Source organism: Rhizobium sp. B230/85, from assembly GCF_019355735.1.
Lineage (GTDB): Bacteria > Pseudomonadota > Alphaproteobacteria > Rhizobiales > Rhizobiaceae > Rhizobium > Rhizobium rhododendri.
This window is the reverse complement of the sequence record NZ_CP072156.1, coordinates 2,056,889-2,074,924: the sequence shown is the minus strand read 5'-3', so window position 1 is coordinate 2,074,924 and position 18,036 is coordinate 2,056,889. Positions and strand designations below refer to the sequence as shown.

Here is an 18,036-nt window from a genome sequence, read left to right as displayed (position 1 = left end):
GATGGCCGTTCAGATCGCTTTTCTTCGAGAGAAACTCATTGCCCCGGAAGCGGCACCGCTGAGTGACAAGACCGTTCGTGGCTGGGCCAAGCACAATCTCTTCGCTACGCCCAAGGACGCCATCCTCAGCGTCGTGGTCGCAGTCATTGCCGTCTGGTTCCTGCTTTCGGTCGTGGAATTCCTGTTCATCAACGCCGTGTGGGTCGGTAAAGACAGGACATTTTGCGCCACCGTCAGCCAGGGCGGCATCCAGCCGGATGGCTGGAGCGGCGCCTGCTGGGCCTATGTCGGCGACTGGTTCACGGCCTTCATGGTCGGCTCCTATCCCCGTGACCAGATTTGGCGGCCGATCCTGATCGCCGTGCTGTTCGTGGCACTGCTGGTCCCATTCCTGATACCGTCTGCACCGCGCAAGGGCTGGAATGCGGCTCTTCTGCTGGTGGGCTTGCCGATCCTCGCGTATATCCTGCTTCTCGGCGGTTCGTTCGGCCTGACCCATGTCGAGACGTCCCTCTGGGGCGGCCTGATGGTGACGCTGATCCTGTCCTTCGTCGGCATCGTCGTATCGCTGCCTTTCGGGATCGTGCTTGCCCTCGGGCGGCGATCGGACATGCCGATCCTTCGGGGTGCCTGCATCGGCTTCATCGAACTGGTGCGTGGCGTACCGCTGATTACCGTGCTGTTCATGGCCAGCGTGCTGCTGCCTCTGTTCCTGACTCCCGGTACGAATATCGACAAATTCCTGCGGGCGCTCGTCGGCGTGTCGATCTTTGCTTCGGCGTACATGGCGGAAGTCATTCGTGGGGGCCTGCAGGCTATCCCCAGAGGACAGTATGAAGGTGCGGACTCGTTAGGCCTGAACTACTTCCAGAAGATGACCTTCATCATCATGCCGCAGGCGATCAAGCTGGTCGTTCCGGGCATCGTCAACACATTCATCGGGATGTTCAAGGACACCTCGCTGGTGTCGATCATCAACATGTACGACCTTCTGGGCATCGTCAAAGCCAGCTTCGGCGACTCCCGATGGCTGACACCGGTGACACCGCTGACGGGGCTGATATTTGCCGGCTTCGTTTTCTGGCTGTTCTGCTTCGGCATGTCGCGATATTCGTACTTCATGGAACGCCACCTAGACACTGGCCACAGGAAATAAGATCGAGGGAATAGATCATGGCTGAAGCTCAATTGAAAAAACTGGAAGTCTCGACGACCGACGTCGCGGTCGAAATCATCAACATGAACAAGTGGTACGGCGATTTCCACGTGCTGCGCGATATCAACCTGAAGGTCATGCGAGGCGAACGCATCGTCATCGCCGGCCCGTCTGGCTCCGGCAAGTCGACGATGATCCGTTGCATCAACCGGCTGGAAGAGCACCAGAAGGGCAATATCCTGGTCGATGGCGTCGAGCTTACCAACGACCTGAAGAAGATCGATGAAGTGCGCCGCGAAGTCGGCATGGTGTTCCAGCACTTCAACCTGTTCCCGCACCTGACGATCCTCGAGAACTGCACGCTGGCGCCGATCTGGGTGCGCAAGATGCCGAAGAAGCAGGCCGAGGAAGTTGCGATGCACTTCCTCACCCGCGTCAAGATCCCTGACCAGGCCAACAAGTATCCGGGCCAGCTCTCGGGTGGACAGCAGCAACGCGTCGCCATCGCCCGTTCGCTCTGCATGAACCCGAAAATCATGCTGTTCGACGAACCGACGTCGGCACTCGATCCGGAAATGATCAAGGAGGTGCTTGACACCATGGTCGGTCTTGCCGAAGAAGGCATGACGATGCTTTGCGTCACCCACGAAATGGGCTTTGCCCGCCAGGTTGCGAACCGGGTCATCTTCATGGACCAGGGACAGATCGTCGAGCAGAACTCGCCCGCCGAATTCTTCGACAATCCGCAGCATGAGCGCACCAAGCTGTTCCTCAGCCAGATCCTGCACTGATCGTCCACACGTCCCAATTAAAAGGCCCGGTGTCGTTCTGTGCGACGCCGGGCCTTTTTCATATCGGGTGGATGCTGTTTTGACGCACGTCCGCCTACTGCGCCGCCTCGCCCGCAAGCTTCTTCTGGGCGAGAGCATTGTTGTTCGAGGTCAGTGCGGCAACCGCCTCAGCTGCTCGCTCGTCATTGCCGACACGGACTGTCGGCGAGGCAAATTCGATGCCGTTGGCAGTAAAGGCCTCGCGGATCAGCGCCAATGCACGACGCCGGATCATCGACTGCTCGCCGGGCTTTGCCATGACCGCGAAGCTCAGGTTAATACCGTAGTCCCCGAACTGCTCGACACCCTTCATCTTGAGGGTTTCGATGATCTTCGGCCCCAGTTCCGGATCTTCCAGCAGTTCCGCGCCTATACCTTTCACCAGCTTTTTCACCAAGACGACATCGGTCTCGTAGCTGACCGAGATAAGGAATTTGTCGATGACCCAGTCGCGCGACATGTTTTCGACCGCCCCGAGCACACCGAACGGCACCGTGAAGATCGGGCCGCGGTGATGGCGTAGCCTGACCGACCGCAGGCTGAATGATTCGACTGTACCCTTGTAGGTGCCGCTCTGGATGTATTCTCCGACCCGGAATGCGTCGTCCGTCATGTAGAAAATGCCGCTGATGATATCCTTCACCAGTGTCTGCGATCCAAAGCCGATTGCAACCCCGAAGATACCGGCGCCAGCGATGAGCGGCCCGACCTCGATGCCGAGTGCCGAGAGAACCATCATGGCGGAAATGGCGATGATGAGCATCGCGAGGAAGTTTCGAAAGATGGGAAGTAGCGTTAGCAGCCGGCCACTGCGGGCAACTTCGGCGTCATTGCCTTCGTGGGCACGCGCAAGGGCGAGACGGTGGTTGATCAGCGCCTTGGCGATCTGCCAGACGATATCGGCCGCCAAAAGGATGACGATGCCCGTCAGGGCGCCGCGAATGATGCCCGCGACTTGCGCATTTTCCACCATCGCGCTTGTTTGCAGGCTGACGATCATGGTGAGCCACAGAATGGCTACTGCGATGATCGTGGCCCGCAGGCCGCGCTCGACCAAGACCTGATAGACGGGGCTATCCGCCCCTCCCGGTCCTCCTTGCGCCGCAAAGGCGCTTCGAACGACCCCGGACGATATCCGCAGCGCTGCAGGGATCACGATAACGTAGGTACAGAGCAGCATCATCACATCCAGCCCTGCCACCCATAGCGCCCAGATGACGCAAAGCCAGAATGTCGCCAGCCAGTGGAATATCCCTTGGTGGCGCGGACGATCGATCGGTCGCGGCCGGCGCCAGACGATCTCGATGGCAATGGCCAGCAGCCCGACGCCAATAGCATATCCGACGGCAGCCCGCACCGGTGGAAGAAAGCCGAGCGCGCCCATGATGCCTTCCGCCGCCCACCCCACGAAGAATGTCAGTGTGAACACGACGACGCGCGAGAACCAGAACCGCGCCGCTGCGTCGTCCATCGGGATAAGGCGGGCCTGTGGCGTCTCGGACTTCGCGGCTGAGGGCACCAACACTACTCGGCAGAGACGTATCACCAGACGGGCGGCGATCAATCCCAGCAGGGTCGGCACGATCAGGTCCAGCAGCAGTGGCGGCCAGGTCACCATCAGGAACATGCCCACGCTGGCGATGGCGAAGATCACCAGAGGCGCCAGTTCGCCAAACAGGTGGCGGCCGAGCGTGTGGATGCTCCGTACAGGTGTCGCATTTCCGGGGATGGCGGAACGTCCGGCGTGGAGGTGGCCGACCAGAAGACTGAAACCGAACTCGGCAGCAAGTCCAAGCGCCACCAGCAGCAGGAACAGCAAAAAGACGTGCGTTGCGCTCCGGTTGTCGATCCCCGCCATGATCGTCGTCCCGGCCCGGGAGAATTCGCCGGGAACCAGCGGAATTGCCTCCCTGACCGCGAGAAGGTGGCCCTGGACGCCGTTGAGCAGCGTCGTCAGTGCGGAGGCAGACATGTTGGGCATCATCGCAGTCGCAGTGGCGGAGGGTCTCTGCGCGAGCAGAGCGCGAACCTCGGGATCGTCGAGTAACTTGATCAGCTGGTCGATCTTCTGCTGGCCAGCAGCCACGGGGGCGGCCTGCTGGGCATGCGCCAGCGTACCCGCCAGCAACAGCATGGCGACCACCACTGCCATTTTCCAAAGACGGTAAAACATTTTGGCAAACGGCATGGGCAGAAGATCCTCCCGGGGTCGAGCGAAGTTGCATTGTGTCAATACAACCATGTCACCGTTTCGGGAGCGAAAGAAGCAGCAATTTCTGCTTCCTCGATATGCCACATTATCTGACGGGCAGGTCCTAGATGATGACCTGCTCGCCGATCTCGACCACGCGGTTATTGGGCAGGTGAAAGTGATCGGAAGGATCGATAGCGAGGCCCGCCATGCGAATGAACAACCGGTCCTGCCACAGCGGCATGCCGGAGGTCGGGCTGCCCACCAGCTTGCGGCGACCAATGTAGAAAGAGGTCGTCATGATGTCGAACTTGAAGCCATCCTTGCGACAGAGGCTAAGGGCCTTCGACACATCCTGCGTCTCCATGAAACCGAAGCGCAATTCCATCTTCATGAACCGCTTCGACAGCGATTCAATGATGTAGCGCTCGCCTTCCGGGACCATCGGTCGAGGGATGGTCTTGATCGTCAGGATGATGTTCTGGTTGTGAAGTGCGTGGTTGTGCTTCAGGTTATGGAGCAGCACGTTCGGTGTCAGATCCGGAAAGCTGGTGAGAAACACGGCGGTGCCGGGCACGGAGACGGGCGCGTGGTTGCTCTTGCGCTCGATAGACCCGATGAATTGCATCAGCGGCACGTCGTTGCGGGCGGCCTTCAGCTTCAACAGGCCGGTGCCCTTTCGCCAGGTCCACATCATCACGATGAGTGCACCGGCGATCAGCACGGGAATGTAGCCGCCTTCGGTGATCTTCAGCAGGTTTGCGGCGAGGAAGATGCATTCGAGCGCCAGCAGCGGCAGCAGGACGGCAAGTGCCGTTGCCAGCGACCATTTCCAAAAAAGACGCACGAACTGGATGGAGAGGATGGTCGTCACCACCATGGCGCCGGTCACCGAGATGCCGTAGGCGGTGGCGAGAGAATCCGAACTCCTGAACAGGAAGATCAACCCGAGCACGCCGATCAGCAGGATGGCGTTGACGGTCGGCAGGTAGATCTGCCCGGTGTTGGTTTCCGATGTAAAGCAGATTTCAAGGCGCGGAAGCAGGCCCAGGTGGATTGCCTGGCGGGCTAGCGAGAAAGCGCCGGTGATGACAGCCTGGCTGGCAATGATTGTTGCGCAGGTGGCGAGGATGACGACCGGCAGCAGCGCCCAGTCCGGAAACATCAGGAAGAACGGATTGGCGGCCGCAGCGCGGTCATGCAGAACCAATGCGCCCTGCCCGAGATAATTCAATGCCAGCGACGGAAAGACCACGAAAAACCAGGCAGCCTGGATCGGCTTGCGGCCGAAATGTCCGAGATCGGCGTAGAGCGCTTCAGCACCCGTCACCGTAAGGAACACGGCGCCGAGCACGACAAGCCCCACCGTCCCGGCATGGGCGATGAAGCGGACGGCATGGATCGGGTTGAGCGCGGTCAGAATGGAGGGGGACTCGATGATATGCGACAGGCCACCGAGGGCTATCACCAGGAACCAGAGAAGAGTGATGGGACCGAAAAAGCGCGAGACTGTGGCCGTGCCGCGCGACTGGATGGCAAACAGCAAGATCATGATGACGACGGCGATCGGTACCACATAGGTCGAGAAAACCGGCGTCACAAGCTTCAGCCCCTCGACGGCAGACAGCACCGACAGAGCTGGCGTAATCATCGCGTCGCCGATGAACAGGGCGGTGCCGATTAGCGCTGCAAACAGCAGGCCATTCTTGTAGCGGCTCGATTTCTTCGCGAGCAGAGCAAGCAGGGAGAGCGTGCCGCCCTCGCCGTCATTGTCGGCGCGCAGCAAGAAAAGAACATATTTGAACGTCACGATGACGGTCAGCGTCCAGAGCATCAGCGACACGAGGCCGAGGATCTCGCCGCGTGTCACGCCGTCGTCGACAAAGGGGCGCAGTGCCTCACGGAAGGCGTAGAGCGGGCTGGTGCCGATATCACCATAGACGACACCGATGGAACCGATCATCGGAAACAGGATGCTCGGCAGGCCCTTGGCAGGTGCGGAAGTATCGCGCGGCACGGCTGTCATCGTATCTCCGGCCCTTCAGAGCCCTATTCATCGAAGTTGATGGTGAGGCAACGCATATGGCGATCAAATGTGCCGAAGACAACTGATGTTTTACTGCCGGCGATTCTTTCGAACGCCCGAGCCTAACATTACCGTTCAACTTTGCAGCAAGCTGGTCTCTTATGCCACTCGATAAAGTCCACAGATAGCCCGTTCACGTATAGTTTTCGTTACATTCCCCTCATCCTTGGTCAAAGTAGCGGCGATAACCGCTCCGGGAGAAGTAAATGACGAAATCGAAGACATTACGTAAAACCGCAACCCTTGCCATGATCGCTGCGGCGCTGGCCTGTAACGTCGCCCTATCCGGTGCAGCGTCGGCGCAGACCATCATCGATACCTGGAAAGAGGTGAAGGTACCGGCTCCACCCGAACTCAAGCCGGTCAAGGTCGATCTGCCAACGACAGCGTTGCTGCTTCTAGATTTCAATGGCGCGCAGGATCCGACCAAGGGGCCATGCAACAGCAAGACCAAGCCCCGGTGCCTGGAGTCGCTTCCAAAAGTTGCCAAGCTGTTGTCCGAGGCGCGCGCCAAGGGGATGCTTGTGGTCTACAGTCTCGCAGGCGCCGGCACCAAAGCCGACATTGCCACCGTTCTCGCGCCTCGGGATGGCGAGGCAATCGTCAAATCCGGCCCGGACAAGTTCGTCAATACCGACCTCGATAAGATCCTGGCAGCCAAGGGGATAAAGAGCGTCATCGTCACCGGTACGGCATCCGAGGGAGCCGTGCTTGCGACCGCGAGCGACGCTGCATTTCACGGCATGAACATCATCCTGCCTGTCGACGCTATGTCGTCGACCGAACTCTACGCCGAGCAATATGTCGCGTGGCACATGACACACGCCCCGGGCGTCGCCGCCAAGACGACATTGACGACGATCGACATGATCTCGTTCTGAATGTGGAGGGCGCTGGAAGCAGCGCCCGTCCCGACAAAGCCTCGATAGAGTATGACGCCACGCACCCCAGAGGGGGCATGAGTTGCCGTATGCTTAATGCAACTCATTCCCATTCGCACAATCTACCTGCAAGTCATTCTTATTACTAGATAAAAGCCATTTTAGCGGCTTGACAGCCGATGGCGCTTTTCTTATCTCTCGGCTTAGGGGATTGCTTTTCAGGAACACAGTATGACGCTCGCGCATCAGCGCGCAGTGCATCTTCCGTTGTTTTTCATAGAGCTTTCCGTCTTTTGTCAGGGCACCGGTCACCTCAACGACCGGATTGCGCTGCCGGCGGAGTAGGAATTGATGGACCGGTCACTGAAAATCGCACTCGGCAGTTTCGTTGTCAGCATCGTCGTGCTGGCCATTAAATATGCTGCGTTCTGGATCACTGGCAGCGTCGCGCTGTTCTCCGACGCGCTGGAGAGCATCATCAACGTCGTCACCGCGATGGCCGTCATCTTCGCTATCAAGGCAGCCGCGGTGCCGCCGGACGAGCAGCATCCCTACGGTCACCACAAGGCTGAATATCTCTCTGCCGTAGTAGTCGGCACAATGATTGTCGGCGCCGCCATTGCCATTCTCAACGAAGCCTATCATGGCTTCATCGCCCCGAAGCCGATAGATGCACCCTGGACCGGCATGATCGTCAGCACCGCCGCCACGATCCTCAACATCGGCTGGAGCACCGTCCTCATAAACCAGGGAAAGCTCCACCGGTCGGCCTCCCTGGTCGCCGATGGCAAGCATCTGATGGCCGATGTCGTCACCTCGCTCGGCGTGCTCATCGGCGTGGCGCTGGTAATCTTCACCGGCATCATCCAGCTCGATGCGATCATTGCCGCGCTGGTGGCGCTGCACGTGCTGTGGAGCGGATGGGGCGTCATCCGCGAAAGCGCCAGCGGCCTGCTTGACGAAGCCGCCCCGCCCGAAGAACTTGCGCTGATCCGCGGGGTGATTTCCGCCAATGCCAGCGATGCTCTCGAGGCGCACGCTCTGCGGACACGGCATGCCGGCCGCGTCACATTCATCGACTTCCACCTTGTCGTCCCGACCGCAATGACCGTCGGCGACGCCCATACGATTTGCGACAGGATCGAGGCCGCCCTGAAGCAAGCCGTGTCGGGCGCCATCACGACCATCCACGTCGAGCCGGAAGACAAGGCCAAGCACAAAGGCGTCATCGTTATCTGAGGATTGGCGCCCTAGCATTCCAGTGTTCGAAGGCGGACCACCGCTGCCCACGACGTTCGAATGCCCTCCTACAAAATGCTAAATTTGACATTATTTAAATTAGAATATTCGAACGTCTTGTATATCGCGAAACTTCGCCCATAAATTGTACCCAGGATATTGATTCTTGGAGCTGCAGTATCGGGGGCATGATGAGCAGACTGTATTTCGAACCATCCAGGGGACCGACTACCCGCGAAGCGGGAACTTACTCCTGGAACCTCGCGACGAATACAGTCATGGCCAGCGCCAGCGTCGCTCAACTATTCGACCTGCCAGCCGATCGCGTCAGACGTGGCCTGCCGATAGAGCGGTTCATCGAAAAGGTGCACGTGGAGGATCGAGGTGCCGTCGCGAGAGCGATCCACGAGGCAATCATCAGCGGCAGCCCCTATCAGCAAACCTACCGGGTCATCGACGGCGACGGGAAAACGACGCGGGTGATTGCATACGGCCAATGCTTCCGCGATCCCGCGGGCACCCCATCCCAATACGCCGGCATGATATTCCCAGTGAGCAATGCAACACCCGACTGTCCGTCCACCGCACTTTTGCGGCTGTGCCAGACCGCCCGGAACGCCGCTGAAAGCGCCAACAACCACCCCGTCAGCCAACTGCTGCAACTCGCCGTCGCCAGCCTGACGTTGCCAGAGGCGGCTCCGATTACGGCGGCTGTCACGCGGCATTAGGATTCTGATATTCTGAAAAAAGTGGTGACCCCTGCTGGATTCGAACCAGCGACCACCTGCTTAGAAGGCAGGTGCTCTATCCAGCTGAGCTAAGGGGCCGGATGTTTTTGCTGCATTGAGTTGGCAGCGTGGCGAACGGAGCCTGATGGATCAGTGTGTCCAGGGCTGGTTGCGATTGAAGCGAAAGTTGTCGGTGTAGGAAACGGTCTGGCGGACGGTTTCCTTCGGCGGGATTACCCGATACTCGATGCCGTTGCGGGTTGCGTAGGCCTCGGCCTGCTCCTGGCTTTCAAATGAAAGCTTCAGTTGCTGGCGCATGTCGTCAGACGAGGTGTAGCCCATGATCGGATCGATCTTTCGCGGGCTCTCCTGGTCAAACTCCAGGACCCAGCTGTGGGTCTTGGCCTTGCCGGATTGCATGGCGGTCTTCGCCGGACGATAGATCTTTGCAGACATCGCTGCTCGCCTCCGAAAGAGCGGATTTCCCGCCGTTGCTGTCCATGTTCCGCAGACGAAATCGCAAACACTGCCGGCGGCTGGAGCATTGGGCTTTTGCTTAACCGCGAATCCCTCTGTTTTCAAGCAAAAAGGCGAAGGCTGCGACGCGCCCGCGCTGGCCCTTTGTGGCTGCGCCGCCGCTATCCCGGACTTGAAGCCCCAGCCACCTTTTTCCGGCAGCTAGCGAAGATGTCGAGGGCGGGGTCATAGACCTTGGTGCCGATGTCCATCAGGCCGAGCACGCTGTGAAAAAAGTTGTCGTGGGAGTAGGACGCCCCTGCCCTGGCCGAAAGGCAGGCCATGTCGAAGCCGGCAGACGCCTGCAGGTCGCCGGCCAGCCAGACAAGAAATGGCACACGCGTCTGCTCCGCCGGGGCGATGACATAGGGTGCGCCATGGAGATAGAGGCCGTTTTCGCCAAGTGATTCCCCATGGTCGGAGATGTAGATCATCGCGCCCGCCACGTTGCCTTGATGCGCCTTCAGCCTGTTGATGACCTCCGAGACGATGTGGTCGGTATAGAGGATGGAATTGTCATAGGCGTTGACGATCTCTTCGGGCTTGCAGCTTCCGAACTCGGCAGCGCGGCAATCCGGAGTGAAGCGCCTGAAATTCTCAGGGTAGCGCAGGTAGTAGGCCGGGCCATGGCTTCCCAGCTGGTGGAGAACCAGAACGCTGTCCTGCTTGGCGTTGGCGAGGTAGTCGTCGAGCTTGTCGAGGAGGATGGCATCGAGGCATTCGCCGTCCTTGCAGAAGCGCGGATCGGCCGCCTTCGGCAGGAAGGTGTAGGGCACGCGGTCAGCGACGCCATAAGCGCCGGTGTCGTTGTCCAGCCAAGTGACGTTGACCTTGGCATAGGAAAGCACATCCAGCAGGTTCTGGGTTTCCAGTCCCTTGCGGTGGCTGTACTCGGCGCGGGAGTAGATGGAAAACATGCACGGGATCGAGGTCGCCGTCGCGGTGCCGCAACTCGTCGTGTTGGGGAAATAGACGATATCCTGCTTCTTCAATTCCGGATTGGTATCGCGTCCGTAGCCTCCGAGCGAGAAATTCTGCGCCCTCGCCGTCTCGCCGGCGACGATGATCGTGACCCGTGGCTTCTGGCCCGGCGCAGTCCGGTGCGCGTCCGTGCCGATGGGGGCGGCAACAATGTTACGGTCTCGTTCCGTGCCGACTAGATATTTGACGGCGCTGACGATCGGCACGAAGGGGTTGAGCGTCAGGACGAGATCCGGGTTCTTGCGGCCGACGGCGGCGTAGGTGCGCGAAAAGCTAAGGCCGGCTACCACGAATATGGCAAGGCATGGGGCAATGACTGCGAGATTATAGCCGAGCTTGCTGAGAAACGGGCGATGAAGGACCCGCACCCAGATGATGAAAAGCGACGGCAGGATGCCGGTCAGGATCACGTGGGTGGCAAAGCCTACCGTGATCAGGTGCCCCGCCTCGGCTGTGGTCGTCACCGCCGCATTGCGGATCATCTCGCGATCAATGATCGTTCCGAACTGGTCGGTGAACCAGGACGATACCGATGCTATCAGGACGAAGAAGACCAGCGCCGGCTTGATCAGGTACTTTGCCGAGGGAATGATCATCACGGCCGATATCAGCGCGCAGACGCCGACGACGAAAGCCACGAAGGCGATAGGATCGCTCGAGAGGTAGGTGTGAGCCCGCGTCCAGAATGTGTAGTTGGTGAAAAGGACGATGTAGAGGCTCGTCAACAGGCAAAGCGTGACGCTGCCTATTCGTGGACGGAATGAATGGCGCCCGCCCCCGCCGGCATGATCGGTCAATAAATCTTCTCCAGATGGAAAGACAGGGACGACTTCTGCAAGCCGCCCGGAATCGGTACTGCCCTAGACCCCACAAAAGCGGCGGCACTTAGGTGAGTTTCCTGACAGCTACCTGAACAGGCAGGACGTGCACAGGAATAGAGGGCCCGCGCGATCTCTGTGGATAATGTGTGCCCACCAGATGGAGGTCAGGCGCACAAGGAAACAGGGCGGTCCATCCGACGGTGGGCGAGGCCCTCGCGCACCAAAGTATCCCCGAAGGACTGGCCGGCGCGCAGGACGCGACGCTGCGTTGTGCCCGCAGGCTCAGTTGTCGACGATGCCGGCTGGAGCGTAAACGGGCCGGCGTTGAGCAAGGAGAGAAGACGCAGCTTGGCGATATTGGCGCGCCGCTCTTCCTCGACGCAACGCGAGGGGCCGAGCGTCGGTGTGTCGATATCGGCGATCCGGATCCTCGTGCCGCGGACCCAGAACGTGCTGCCGTCGAAGACGCAGTTGATATGCGTGCCCTGGCCGCAAAGACCGAAGCTTTCCGAGACGGATGTCGCAGTCAAGGCGGAGGCCGGCTGCGGGCTCGGTGTCGGAACGGGCATGGCGACGGGAATGGGCGCTGGCGGAACCGGGCTGTTGTCCACGGCACGAACAGTCGGGGCCTGCGGCCTGGCAGCCGGTGACGGGAGGGCGGCTATCACGGGTGCAGCAACGGTGCCCTTTGCCAGGGTCGTCAATTCAGGCTTGATGGACTGCCAGTGATCGTATCCGACAATCGCCAGCACTGTCGCAACGGCCAACCATGGCAGAATGCTTCCGCCGCCGCCGCTTTTCTTTTTGGCCGTCCTGCGGGCTGGTTTTCGCGTGCTGCGCCTTTGTGCCATTGTCCGCTCCTTCACTAGCGAGCGGCATTATCCCAGCCAACCCTTTCCGAAAGGTTGGCGTCGGTACGGAAACAGGCGGGGCAAGATCGAAGATCCAGGCCCTTAGGCTTATCAAATAGCACTACGCTTTTGACTAGCGGGCGTGAAACAATGTCCCGGTTACGAACGATTTGAAGAGGACGCCGCTCTGGTCGTTATTGTCATAGTAATCGTCACGGCCGTGGAAGCGGTGGTCGCGCCGGTGGTGATCATGATGATGACTTCGGTTCCTGACCTCAATGACCTCAGCGGTGCCGGTCTGCACCGATGCGACATGCGAAAGCGGCATGGAAGCCGCAGGCGAGACGGTCATGAATAAAGTGGACGCCCCAAAGACTGCGGCGGTGGCGATCTGGCGGACATTCATCATGTCGGTTTTCCCTAAAATGCTAGTGGGCTATCCTAATGCGGATCGTGCATCCTGTCACGGACCACATCCCATCCCGTAAAAAAACCCGGCTGACTTCGTCAACCGGGTTTCCATCAAAACGACTGGCCGGCCGTTTAGCGGCAAACGCGCATCTTCTTGACGACCATGTGACCGTGGCGGTCGCGGTGCTTTACCGTCTTCATCATGCAATGCTTCTGGTGCATGCCGTGCATGTTGTGACGCATGGACATGTTGTCAGCACGAGCAGCTACGCCCGCCGAAAGGGTTGCAGCCAGTGCAACTGCGGAAGCAAGAATAAAATTGCGCATTTTGGACCTCATTTGGAATTCACAACCCCATAACGGCAAAGAGTTACAAAGGGTTCCTTCTTATTCAAGGGATCACGAAAACGTGCGTGACAGAGCGCTGAGGGTCAGTGGCTGGCAGCGGAGGCCGCGCACCCGATCATGTCTTGTCATTTTCGGTGCTTGCCGGTCGCCTTCGATCATCTCTCCGACGGTGCGTCACAGCCTGTCCAGAACCATTTCGCGCCGCAACATCTGCCCGCAATAAACTGTCACACAGCGTGTCTATAAAGCCGCTGCCAAGGGCTGCGTGGGGCCTGCAGCCTTGTCGATCAAAAGGAAATAGGGATTATGTTCAAACTCAATCATTATATGGGTCTGCCGGGCGTGAAGCGCTGCCTGACGGCTGCTGGCGCTGCGGCGATCAGCCTGTCGCTCGCTCTGCCGGCTGCCGCTGCGCCGGTCAAGTTCGACTTCTGGTTCGGCCTGTCGGGCGACTTAGAACGCGTCGTCCAGCAGATGTGCAAGAACTTCAACGAGTCGCAGAAGGACTACGAAGTCGCCTGCACCAGCCAGGGCAACTACGACGCCACGCTGCAGAACACCATTGCTGCCTTCCGCGCCGGAAAGCAGCCAGCCATCGTCCAGGTTTACGATGCCGGCACGGCAACGATGATGCTGTCCGGTGCCTATTACCCGGCCGGCAAGCTGATGGAAGAAAACGGCTACAAGATCGACTGGAAAGACTATTTCCCGGGCATCGCCGACTACTACGCGACGTCCAAGGGCGAGTTGCTGTCCTTCCCGTTCAACTCCTCGACTGCCCTCCTCTACTGGAACAAGGACTCCTTTGCCAAAATCGGCAAGACGGAAGCGCCGAAGACCTGGGAAGAAGCCGCCGACGACATGAAGGCGCTGAAGACCGCAGGCTATGAATGCCCGATGGCTATCAACATCTCGAACAACGAGAGCTGGCAGCTGATGGAGCAGTTCTCTGCTATCCACAACCAGCCGATCGCCACCGAAAACAACGGTTATGACGGTCTCAACGCCCGTCTGATGGTGAACAAGACGAAGTTCGTAAAGTACGTGACCGACCTCAAGAGCTGGTACGATCAGGGCCTCGTGAAGATCAAAGCCAAGGAACAGGGCCAGGACATGGTCCAGGCCTTCGCTTCCGGCGATTGCCAGATGATCATGACCTCTGTCGGCGACCACGGTACGGTCGGCAAGACACAGAAGGCCGGGATGGCCTGGGATGTGGCCGAGCTTCCGGTCTACGCCGGTACCGAGCGCAAGAATTCGCTCGTCGGCGGCGCTTCGCTCTGGGTTCTGCAGGGCAAGTCGAAGGATGAGTACAAGGCCGCTGCCGCCTTCCTCAACTTCGTCCACGATCCGAAGACCGCTCTCTTCTGGTCGACCAACACCGGCTATATCCCCGTCACCAAGTCGGGCTTCGATTACATGAAGTCGACCGGCTTCTACGAAAAGGCTCCCTACAAGGGTCGCGAAGTCGCTATCGCCAGCCTGACGGCATCGACGCCCACACCGATCACCCGCGGCATCCGCCTCGGCAACTTCACGCAGATCCGCGCTGAATTCGGCAACCAGATGCAGGCGATCTTTTCCAACAAGATCGGCGTCCAGGAGGGTATCGATACGCTTGTGAAGAACGGCAACGCCAATCTCGAGCGCTTCGAACAGACCTACAAGGGCAAGACCCTTCCCTGATCGACCCTGAAAGCAACAGCGCCGTCCATCCGAAACCGGTTGGGCGGCGTCTCGTCATTTGCAACGGACGTCCTCGTCCGATAGCCGCCTGCCGGAAGAAGCAATGGAAAAACGCACGACATTCAACAGAAACACCATCGGCATCATGTTTGCCGTGCCGCAGATCCTCCTGATCTTTACCTTTTTCTACTGGCCAGCCGGACAGGCCGTGTTCTGGTCCCTCACCCTCCAGCAACCCTGGGGCGGCGGCAATACGTGGGTCGGCTTCGATAATTTCAAAGCGCTTCTCAGCAATGCCGACTACTGGAACTCCGTCACCCGCAGCATGGTCTTTGCGGCGATCAGCACGACAGCCGCGATGTCGATCGGCCTGCTTCTGGCAGCGCTCACCGATCGCCAGCTTCGAGGCTCGAAGTTCTATCGCGTCGTGCTGATCTGGCCCTATGGCATCGCAGCCCCGGCGCTTGCGCTCGGCTTCCGGTTCATTCTGGCACCACAGGCCGGCATCGTCGCCGTCGTCAACCAATGGTGGCCAGGGATCTGGGACCCGGGCCTCAACGGCGCCGATGCGATGGCTTCGGTCATCATCGCATTTTCGTGGAAATATATCGGCTATAACTTCATCTTCTTCCTGGCCGCATTCCAGGGCATTCCGCGCTCGCTGATCGAAGCTGCGGCGATGGACGGATCGAGTGTGCTGCGGAGGTTCAAGGACATACAGTTCCCGCTGATCACGCCGACGATCTTCTTCCTGCTGGTCATCAATATTACCGAGAGCTTCCAGGATTCATTCGGCATCGTCGATATCATGACATCCGGCGGACCCGCCAATGCGACAAATCTCATGGTCTACAAGATCTACTCCGACGGCTTCAAAGGCCTCGACTTCTCCGGTGCAGCTGCCCAGAGCATCATCCTGATGGTCCTGATCGTTCTGCTTACCATTTTCCAGTTCCGCTTCATCGAGCGGCGCGTACATTACCGTTGAGGCGATCATGGTCGAACGTACCCCCCTTCTGGACATATTCAACCATGTGGTCCTTTTCATCGGCTTTCTGATTGCCGCCCTTCCCTTCGTGATCATCATCATTGCCGCTTCGCACAATCTGCATGACGTCAACCAGGTGCCGATGTCGCTGATCCCGGGTTCTGACCTCTTCCTCAATCTGAAAACAGCCTGGGTCACAGCAAATCTCGGACCGAAGCTCCTGAACAGCCTGATCCTTGCCGTTGGCGTTGCGGCCGGCAAGGTGATCATCTCGGCACTGACGGCCTTCTCGCTGGTCTACTTCCGCTACCCCGGTCGCAACCTGATTTTCTGGGCGATCTTCATCACCCTGATGCTGCCGCTCGAAGTGCGCATCGTGCCGACCTACGCGGTCGCTGCCAACGTGCTGGCGCCTTACCAGGCAATACTAGACGTCACCGGCATCAGCTGGCTGATAGAGCGTTTTTCAGGCGTGCAACTGTCGATGAACTTCGGGCTTCTGAATACCTACCCGGGCCTTATCCTTCCATTAATCGCCACGGCCACTGGGACGTTCCTCTATCGCCAGTTCTTCCTGACGATGCCCGACGAACTGACGGAGGCTGCCCGTATGGACGGTGCGGGGCCGTTGCGATTCTTCATCGATATCCTGTTGCCGCTATCTCGCACGAACATGGCAGCGCTCGGCACGATCATGTTCCTCTACGCATGGAACCAGTATCTGTGGCCATTGCTGGTCACAACGGATCCGGGCTACCAGACCGCGGTCACCGAGTTGAAGCAGCTGATTCCCAATATCGGGGGTATTCCGGAATGGCATATTGCCATGGCCGGCACGCTGATCGTCATGCTACCGCCGCTGGTCGTTGTGGTGCTCATGCAGCGCTGGTTCGTGCGCGGGCTGGTCTCGACAGAAAAATAGCCGAGGTCCACCATTCGCATTCATCTCATGGCGGGCCTCGGCCCGCCATTTTCGTTTGGCCATGGGGCCAGGCGCAAAAATGCCGCCGGGGGGAACCGGCGGCATTGGGGGAGGATCGAATTTCGAGGACTGTTTAGGAGACCAGTTCCAGCTTCCGCACCGGTGCCGTTTCCGGCAGGTCGAGGCGCAGGTCGGTTTCGTTGGAGAACAGGTGGATGTGCTCGGCAGGCAGGTGGAGTGCAATCTCCTGGCCGGTTTCGCTGGTGATATGGTCGGAAATGCTGAGCGCGAAGTTCGAGCCGTTGATGTCGGAGTGGATGACGCGACCGGCGCCGAGCTCCTCGACGAAATCGACAGTCGCCGGGATGCTGCCTGGCGTCCCCACCGGAACCATGTAGGCGTGCTCAGGACGAATGCCGAGTGCTGCAGCGCGCCCGGCATTGGCCCTGCCGATGGCCGGATCGACCGGGATCGGAATGCCGTCGAAGATGAAGTGCGTGCCGTCTGCGGCGAACGAGCCCTCGAGAAAGTTCATCGCGGGTGAACCGATGAAGGAGCCGACGAAACGGGTGCGCGGCTTGTTATAGACTTCCAGGGGCGTGCCGACCTGCTCGACCTTGCCTTTGTACATCACCACCAGCTTGTCGGCGAGCGTCATCGCCTCGACCTGGTCATGGGTGACGAACACGGAGGTGGCCGACAGGCGCTTGTGCAGGCGGCGGATCTCGACGCGCATCTGGACGCGCAGCTTGGCATCGAGGTTGGACAGCGGTTCGTCGAACAGGAAGACTTTCGGCTCGCGGATGATGGCGCGACCCATGGCGACGCGCTGGCGCTGGCCGCCGGATAGTTCGCCCGGCTTGCGGTCGAGAAAATCCTCGAGGCCGACGATGCGCGCCGTCTCCTTGATGCGGCGGTCGCGTTCCTCTTTCGGCACGCCGGAAACCTTGAGCGCGTAGCCCATGTTGGCTGCGACATTCATGTGCGGATAGAGCGCATAGTTCTGGAACACCATGGCGCAGCCGCGCTCGCGGGGCTCCAGCTGATTGACCACGACGTCGTCGATGACGATCTCGCCGCTGGTGATATCCTCAAGGCCTGCGATCATCCTGAGCAGGGTCGACTTGCCGCAACCGGACGGCCCGAGGATGACGACAAACTCACCGGAACGAAAATTCAGATCCACGCCGTGAACAACCTTGTTGCTGCCATAGGCCTTGCGGACCTGTTCGATGCGGATTTCTGCCATGCTACACTCCTTGCCGATATGGCCGGAGAGCTAACCACGTTGCATAACAGAACGGTGACAGCCCTCGGAGAATCTGATGCGTCAATGCATTTCGCTTGCTTTCACGGCGGCATCCGGCGCCGAGGACAGGGCTGCGCGGGTTTTCGCCGCAA

Annotated in this window: 16 protein-coding genes and 1 tRNA gene; 8 read left to right on the top strand and 9 right to left on the bottom strand. The window is 59.4% G+C overall.

Annotation, left to right across the window (positions count from 1 at the left end):
• Position 1: 1 nt before the first annotated feature.
• Both J5289_RS10115 and J5289_RS10110 read left to right on the top strand, forming a co-directional pair.
• Positions 2–1,156 (top strand): amino acid ABC transporter permease, encoded by a 1,155-nt coding sequence (locus tag J5289_RS10115; protein WP_142822503.1) that lies wholly within the window; start codon positions 2–4, stop codon positions 1,154–1,156.
• 17 nt (positions 1,157–1,173) lie between these two features.
• Positions 1,174–1,947, top strand: coding sequence for an amino acid ABC transporter ATP-binding protein (locus J5289_RS10110; protein ID WP_142822501.1), 774 nt, complete (start codon positions 1,174–1,176; stop codon positions 1,945–1,947).
• Between the two features lie 94 nt (positions 1,948–2,041).
• Here J5289_RS10110 and J5289_RS10105 read toward each other — a convergent pair whose 3' ends face one another.
• Both J5289_RS10105 and J5289_RS10100 read right to left on the bottom strand, forming a co-directional pair.
• Positions 2,042–4,174, bottom strand: coding sequence for a mechanosensitive ion channel family protein (locus J5289_RS10105; protein ID WP_247750660.1), 2,133 nt, complete (start codon positions 4,172–4,174; stop codon positions 2,042–2,044).
• A 127-nt stretch (positions 4,175–4,301) separates the two neighbouring features.
• Positions 4,302–6,203, bottom strand: a complete 1,902-nt coding sequence (locus J5289_RS10100; protein ID WP_209183646.1) for a potassium transporter Kup — start codon at positions 6,201–6,203, stop codon at positions 4,302–4,304.
• Positions 6,204–6,469: 266 nt separating this feature from the next.
• On the opposite strand from J5289_RS10100, the gene J5289_RS10095 reads away from it, so the two are divergent.
• The 3 genes from J5289_RS10095 to J5289_RS10085 all read left to right on the top strand — a co-directional run bounded on the left by J5289_RS10095 (position 6,470) and on the right by J5289_RS10085 (position 9,111).
• A complete protein-coding gene (locus J5289_RS10095; protein ID WP_209183645.1) occupies positions 6,470–7,144 on the top strand; it encodes a cysteine hydrolase family protein in 675 nt (224 codons plus the stop codon).
• Between the two features lie 351 nt (positions 7,145–7,495).
• Positions 7,496–8,383 (top strand): cation diffusion facilitator family transporter, encoded by an 888-nt coding sequence (locus tag J5289_RS10090; protein ID WP_209184109.1) that lies wholly within the window; start codon positions 7,496–7,498, stop codon positions 8,381–8,383.
• 278 nt (positions 8,384–8,661) lie between these two features.
• Positions 8,662–9,111 carry a PAS domain-containing protein gene (locus tag J5289_RS10085; protein ID WP_209183644.1) on the top strand — a complete coding sequence of 150 codons (450 nt, stop codon included), beginning with the start codon at positions 8,662–8,664 and terminating at the stop codon, positions 9,109–9,111.
• A gap of 22 nt (positions 9,112–9,133) precedes the next feature.
• Here J5289_RS10085 and J5289_RS10080 read toward each other — a convergent pair.
• The 6 genes from J5289_RS10080 to J5289_RS10055 form a co-directional block, all read right to left on the bottom strand.
• Positions 9,134–9,210 (bottom strand) — tRNA-Arg (locus J5289_RS10080).
• 51 nt (positions 9,211–9,261) lie between these two features.
• Complete coding sequence (locus J5289_RS10075; RefSeq protein WP_111215474.1) at positions 9,262–9,567, bottom strand: ETC complex I subunit; 306 nt, start codon at positions 9,565–9,567, stop codon at positions 9,262–9,264.
• Positions 9,568–9,749: 182 nt separating this feature from the next.
• Complete coding sequence (locus J5289_RS10070) at positions 9,750–11,405, bottom strand: phosphoethanolamine transferase (protein ID WP_209183643.1); 1,656 nt, start codon at positions 11,403–11,405, stop codon at positions 9,750–9,752.
• 188 nt (positions 11,406–11,593) lie between these two features.
• The gene (locus J5289_RS10065) at positions 11,594–12,280 is read right to left on the bottom strand and encodes a thermonuclease family protein (protein WP_209183642.1); all 687 of its coding nucleotides are present in this window, start codon (positions 12,278–12,280) and stop codon (positions 11,594–11,596) included.
• Between the two features lie 133 nt (positions 12,281–12,413).
• Complete coding sequence (locus J5289_RS10060; protein WP_209187449.1) at positions 12,414–12,689, bottom strand: hypothetical protein; 276 nt, start codon at positions 12,687–12,689, stop codon at positions 12,414–12,416.
• A gap of 134 nt (positions 12,690–12,823) precedes the next feature.
• Complete coding sequence (locus J5289_RS10055) at positions 12,824–13,018, bottom strand: hypothetical protein (RefSeq protein ID WP_209183640.1); 195 nt, start codon at positions 13,016–13,018, stop codon at positions 12,824–12,826.
• 348 nt (positions 13,019–13,366) lie between these two features.
• On the opposite strand from J5289_RS10055, the gene J5289_RS10050 reads away from it, so the two are divergent.
• From J5289_RS10050 to J5289_RS10040, 3 genes are all read left to right on the top strand, one after another.
• Positions 13,367–14,725, top strand: a complete 1,359-nt coding sequence (locus J5289_RS10050) for an extracellular solute-binding protein (RefSeq protein WP_209184108.1) — start codon at positions 13,367–13,369, stop codon at positions 14,723–14,725.
• Between the two features lie 103 nt (positions 14,726–14,828).
• Positions 14,829–15,713: a carbohydrate ABC transporter permease gene (locus J5289_RS10045; RefSeq protein ID WP_209187448.1), complete on the top strand. Its 885-nt coding sequence runs from the start codon at positions 14,829–14,831 to the stop codon at positions 15,711–15,713.
• A 7-nt stretch (positions 15,714–15,720) separates the two neighbouring features.
• Positions 15,721–16,635: an ABC transporter permease subunit gene (locus J5289_RS10040; RefSeq protein ID WP_209183638.1), complete on the top strand. Its 915-nt coding sequence runs from the start codon at positions 15,721–15,723 to the stop codon at positions 16,633–16,635.
• A 133-nt stretch (positions 16,636–16,768) separates the two neighbouring features.
• On the opposite strand, the gene J5289_RS10035 is transcribed toward J5289_RS10040, so the two are convergent.
• The gene (locus J5289_RS10035) at positions 16,769–17,884 is read right to left on the bottom strand and encodes a sn-glycerol-3-phosphate import ATP-binding protein UgpC (RefSeq protein ID WP_142822476.1); all 1,116 of its coding nucleotides are present in this window, start codon (positions 17,882–17,884) and stop codon (positions 16,769–16,771) included.
• Between the last annotated feature and the right edge of the window lie 152 nt (positions 17,885–18,036).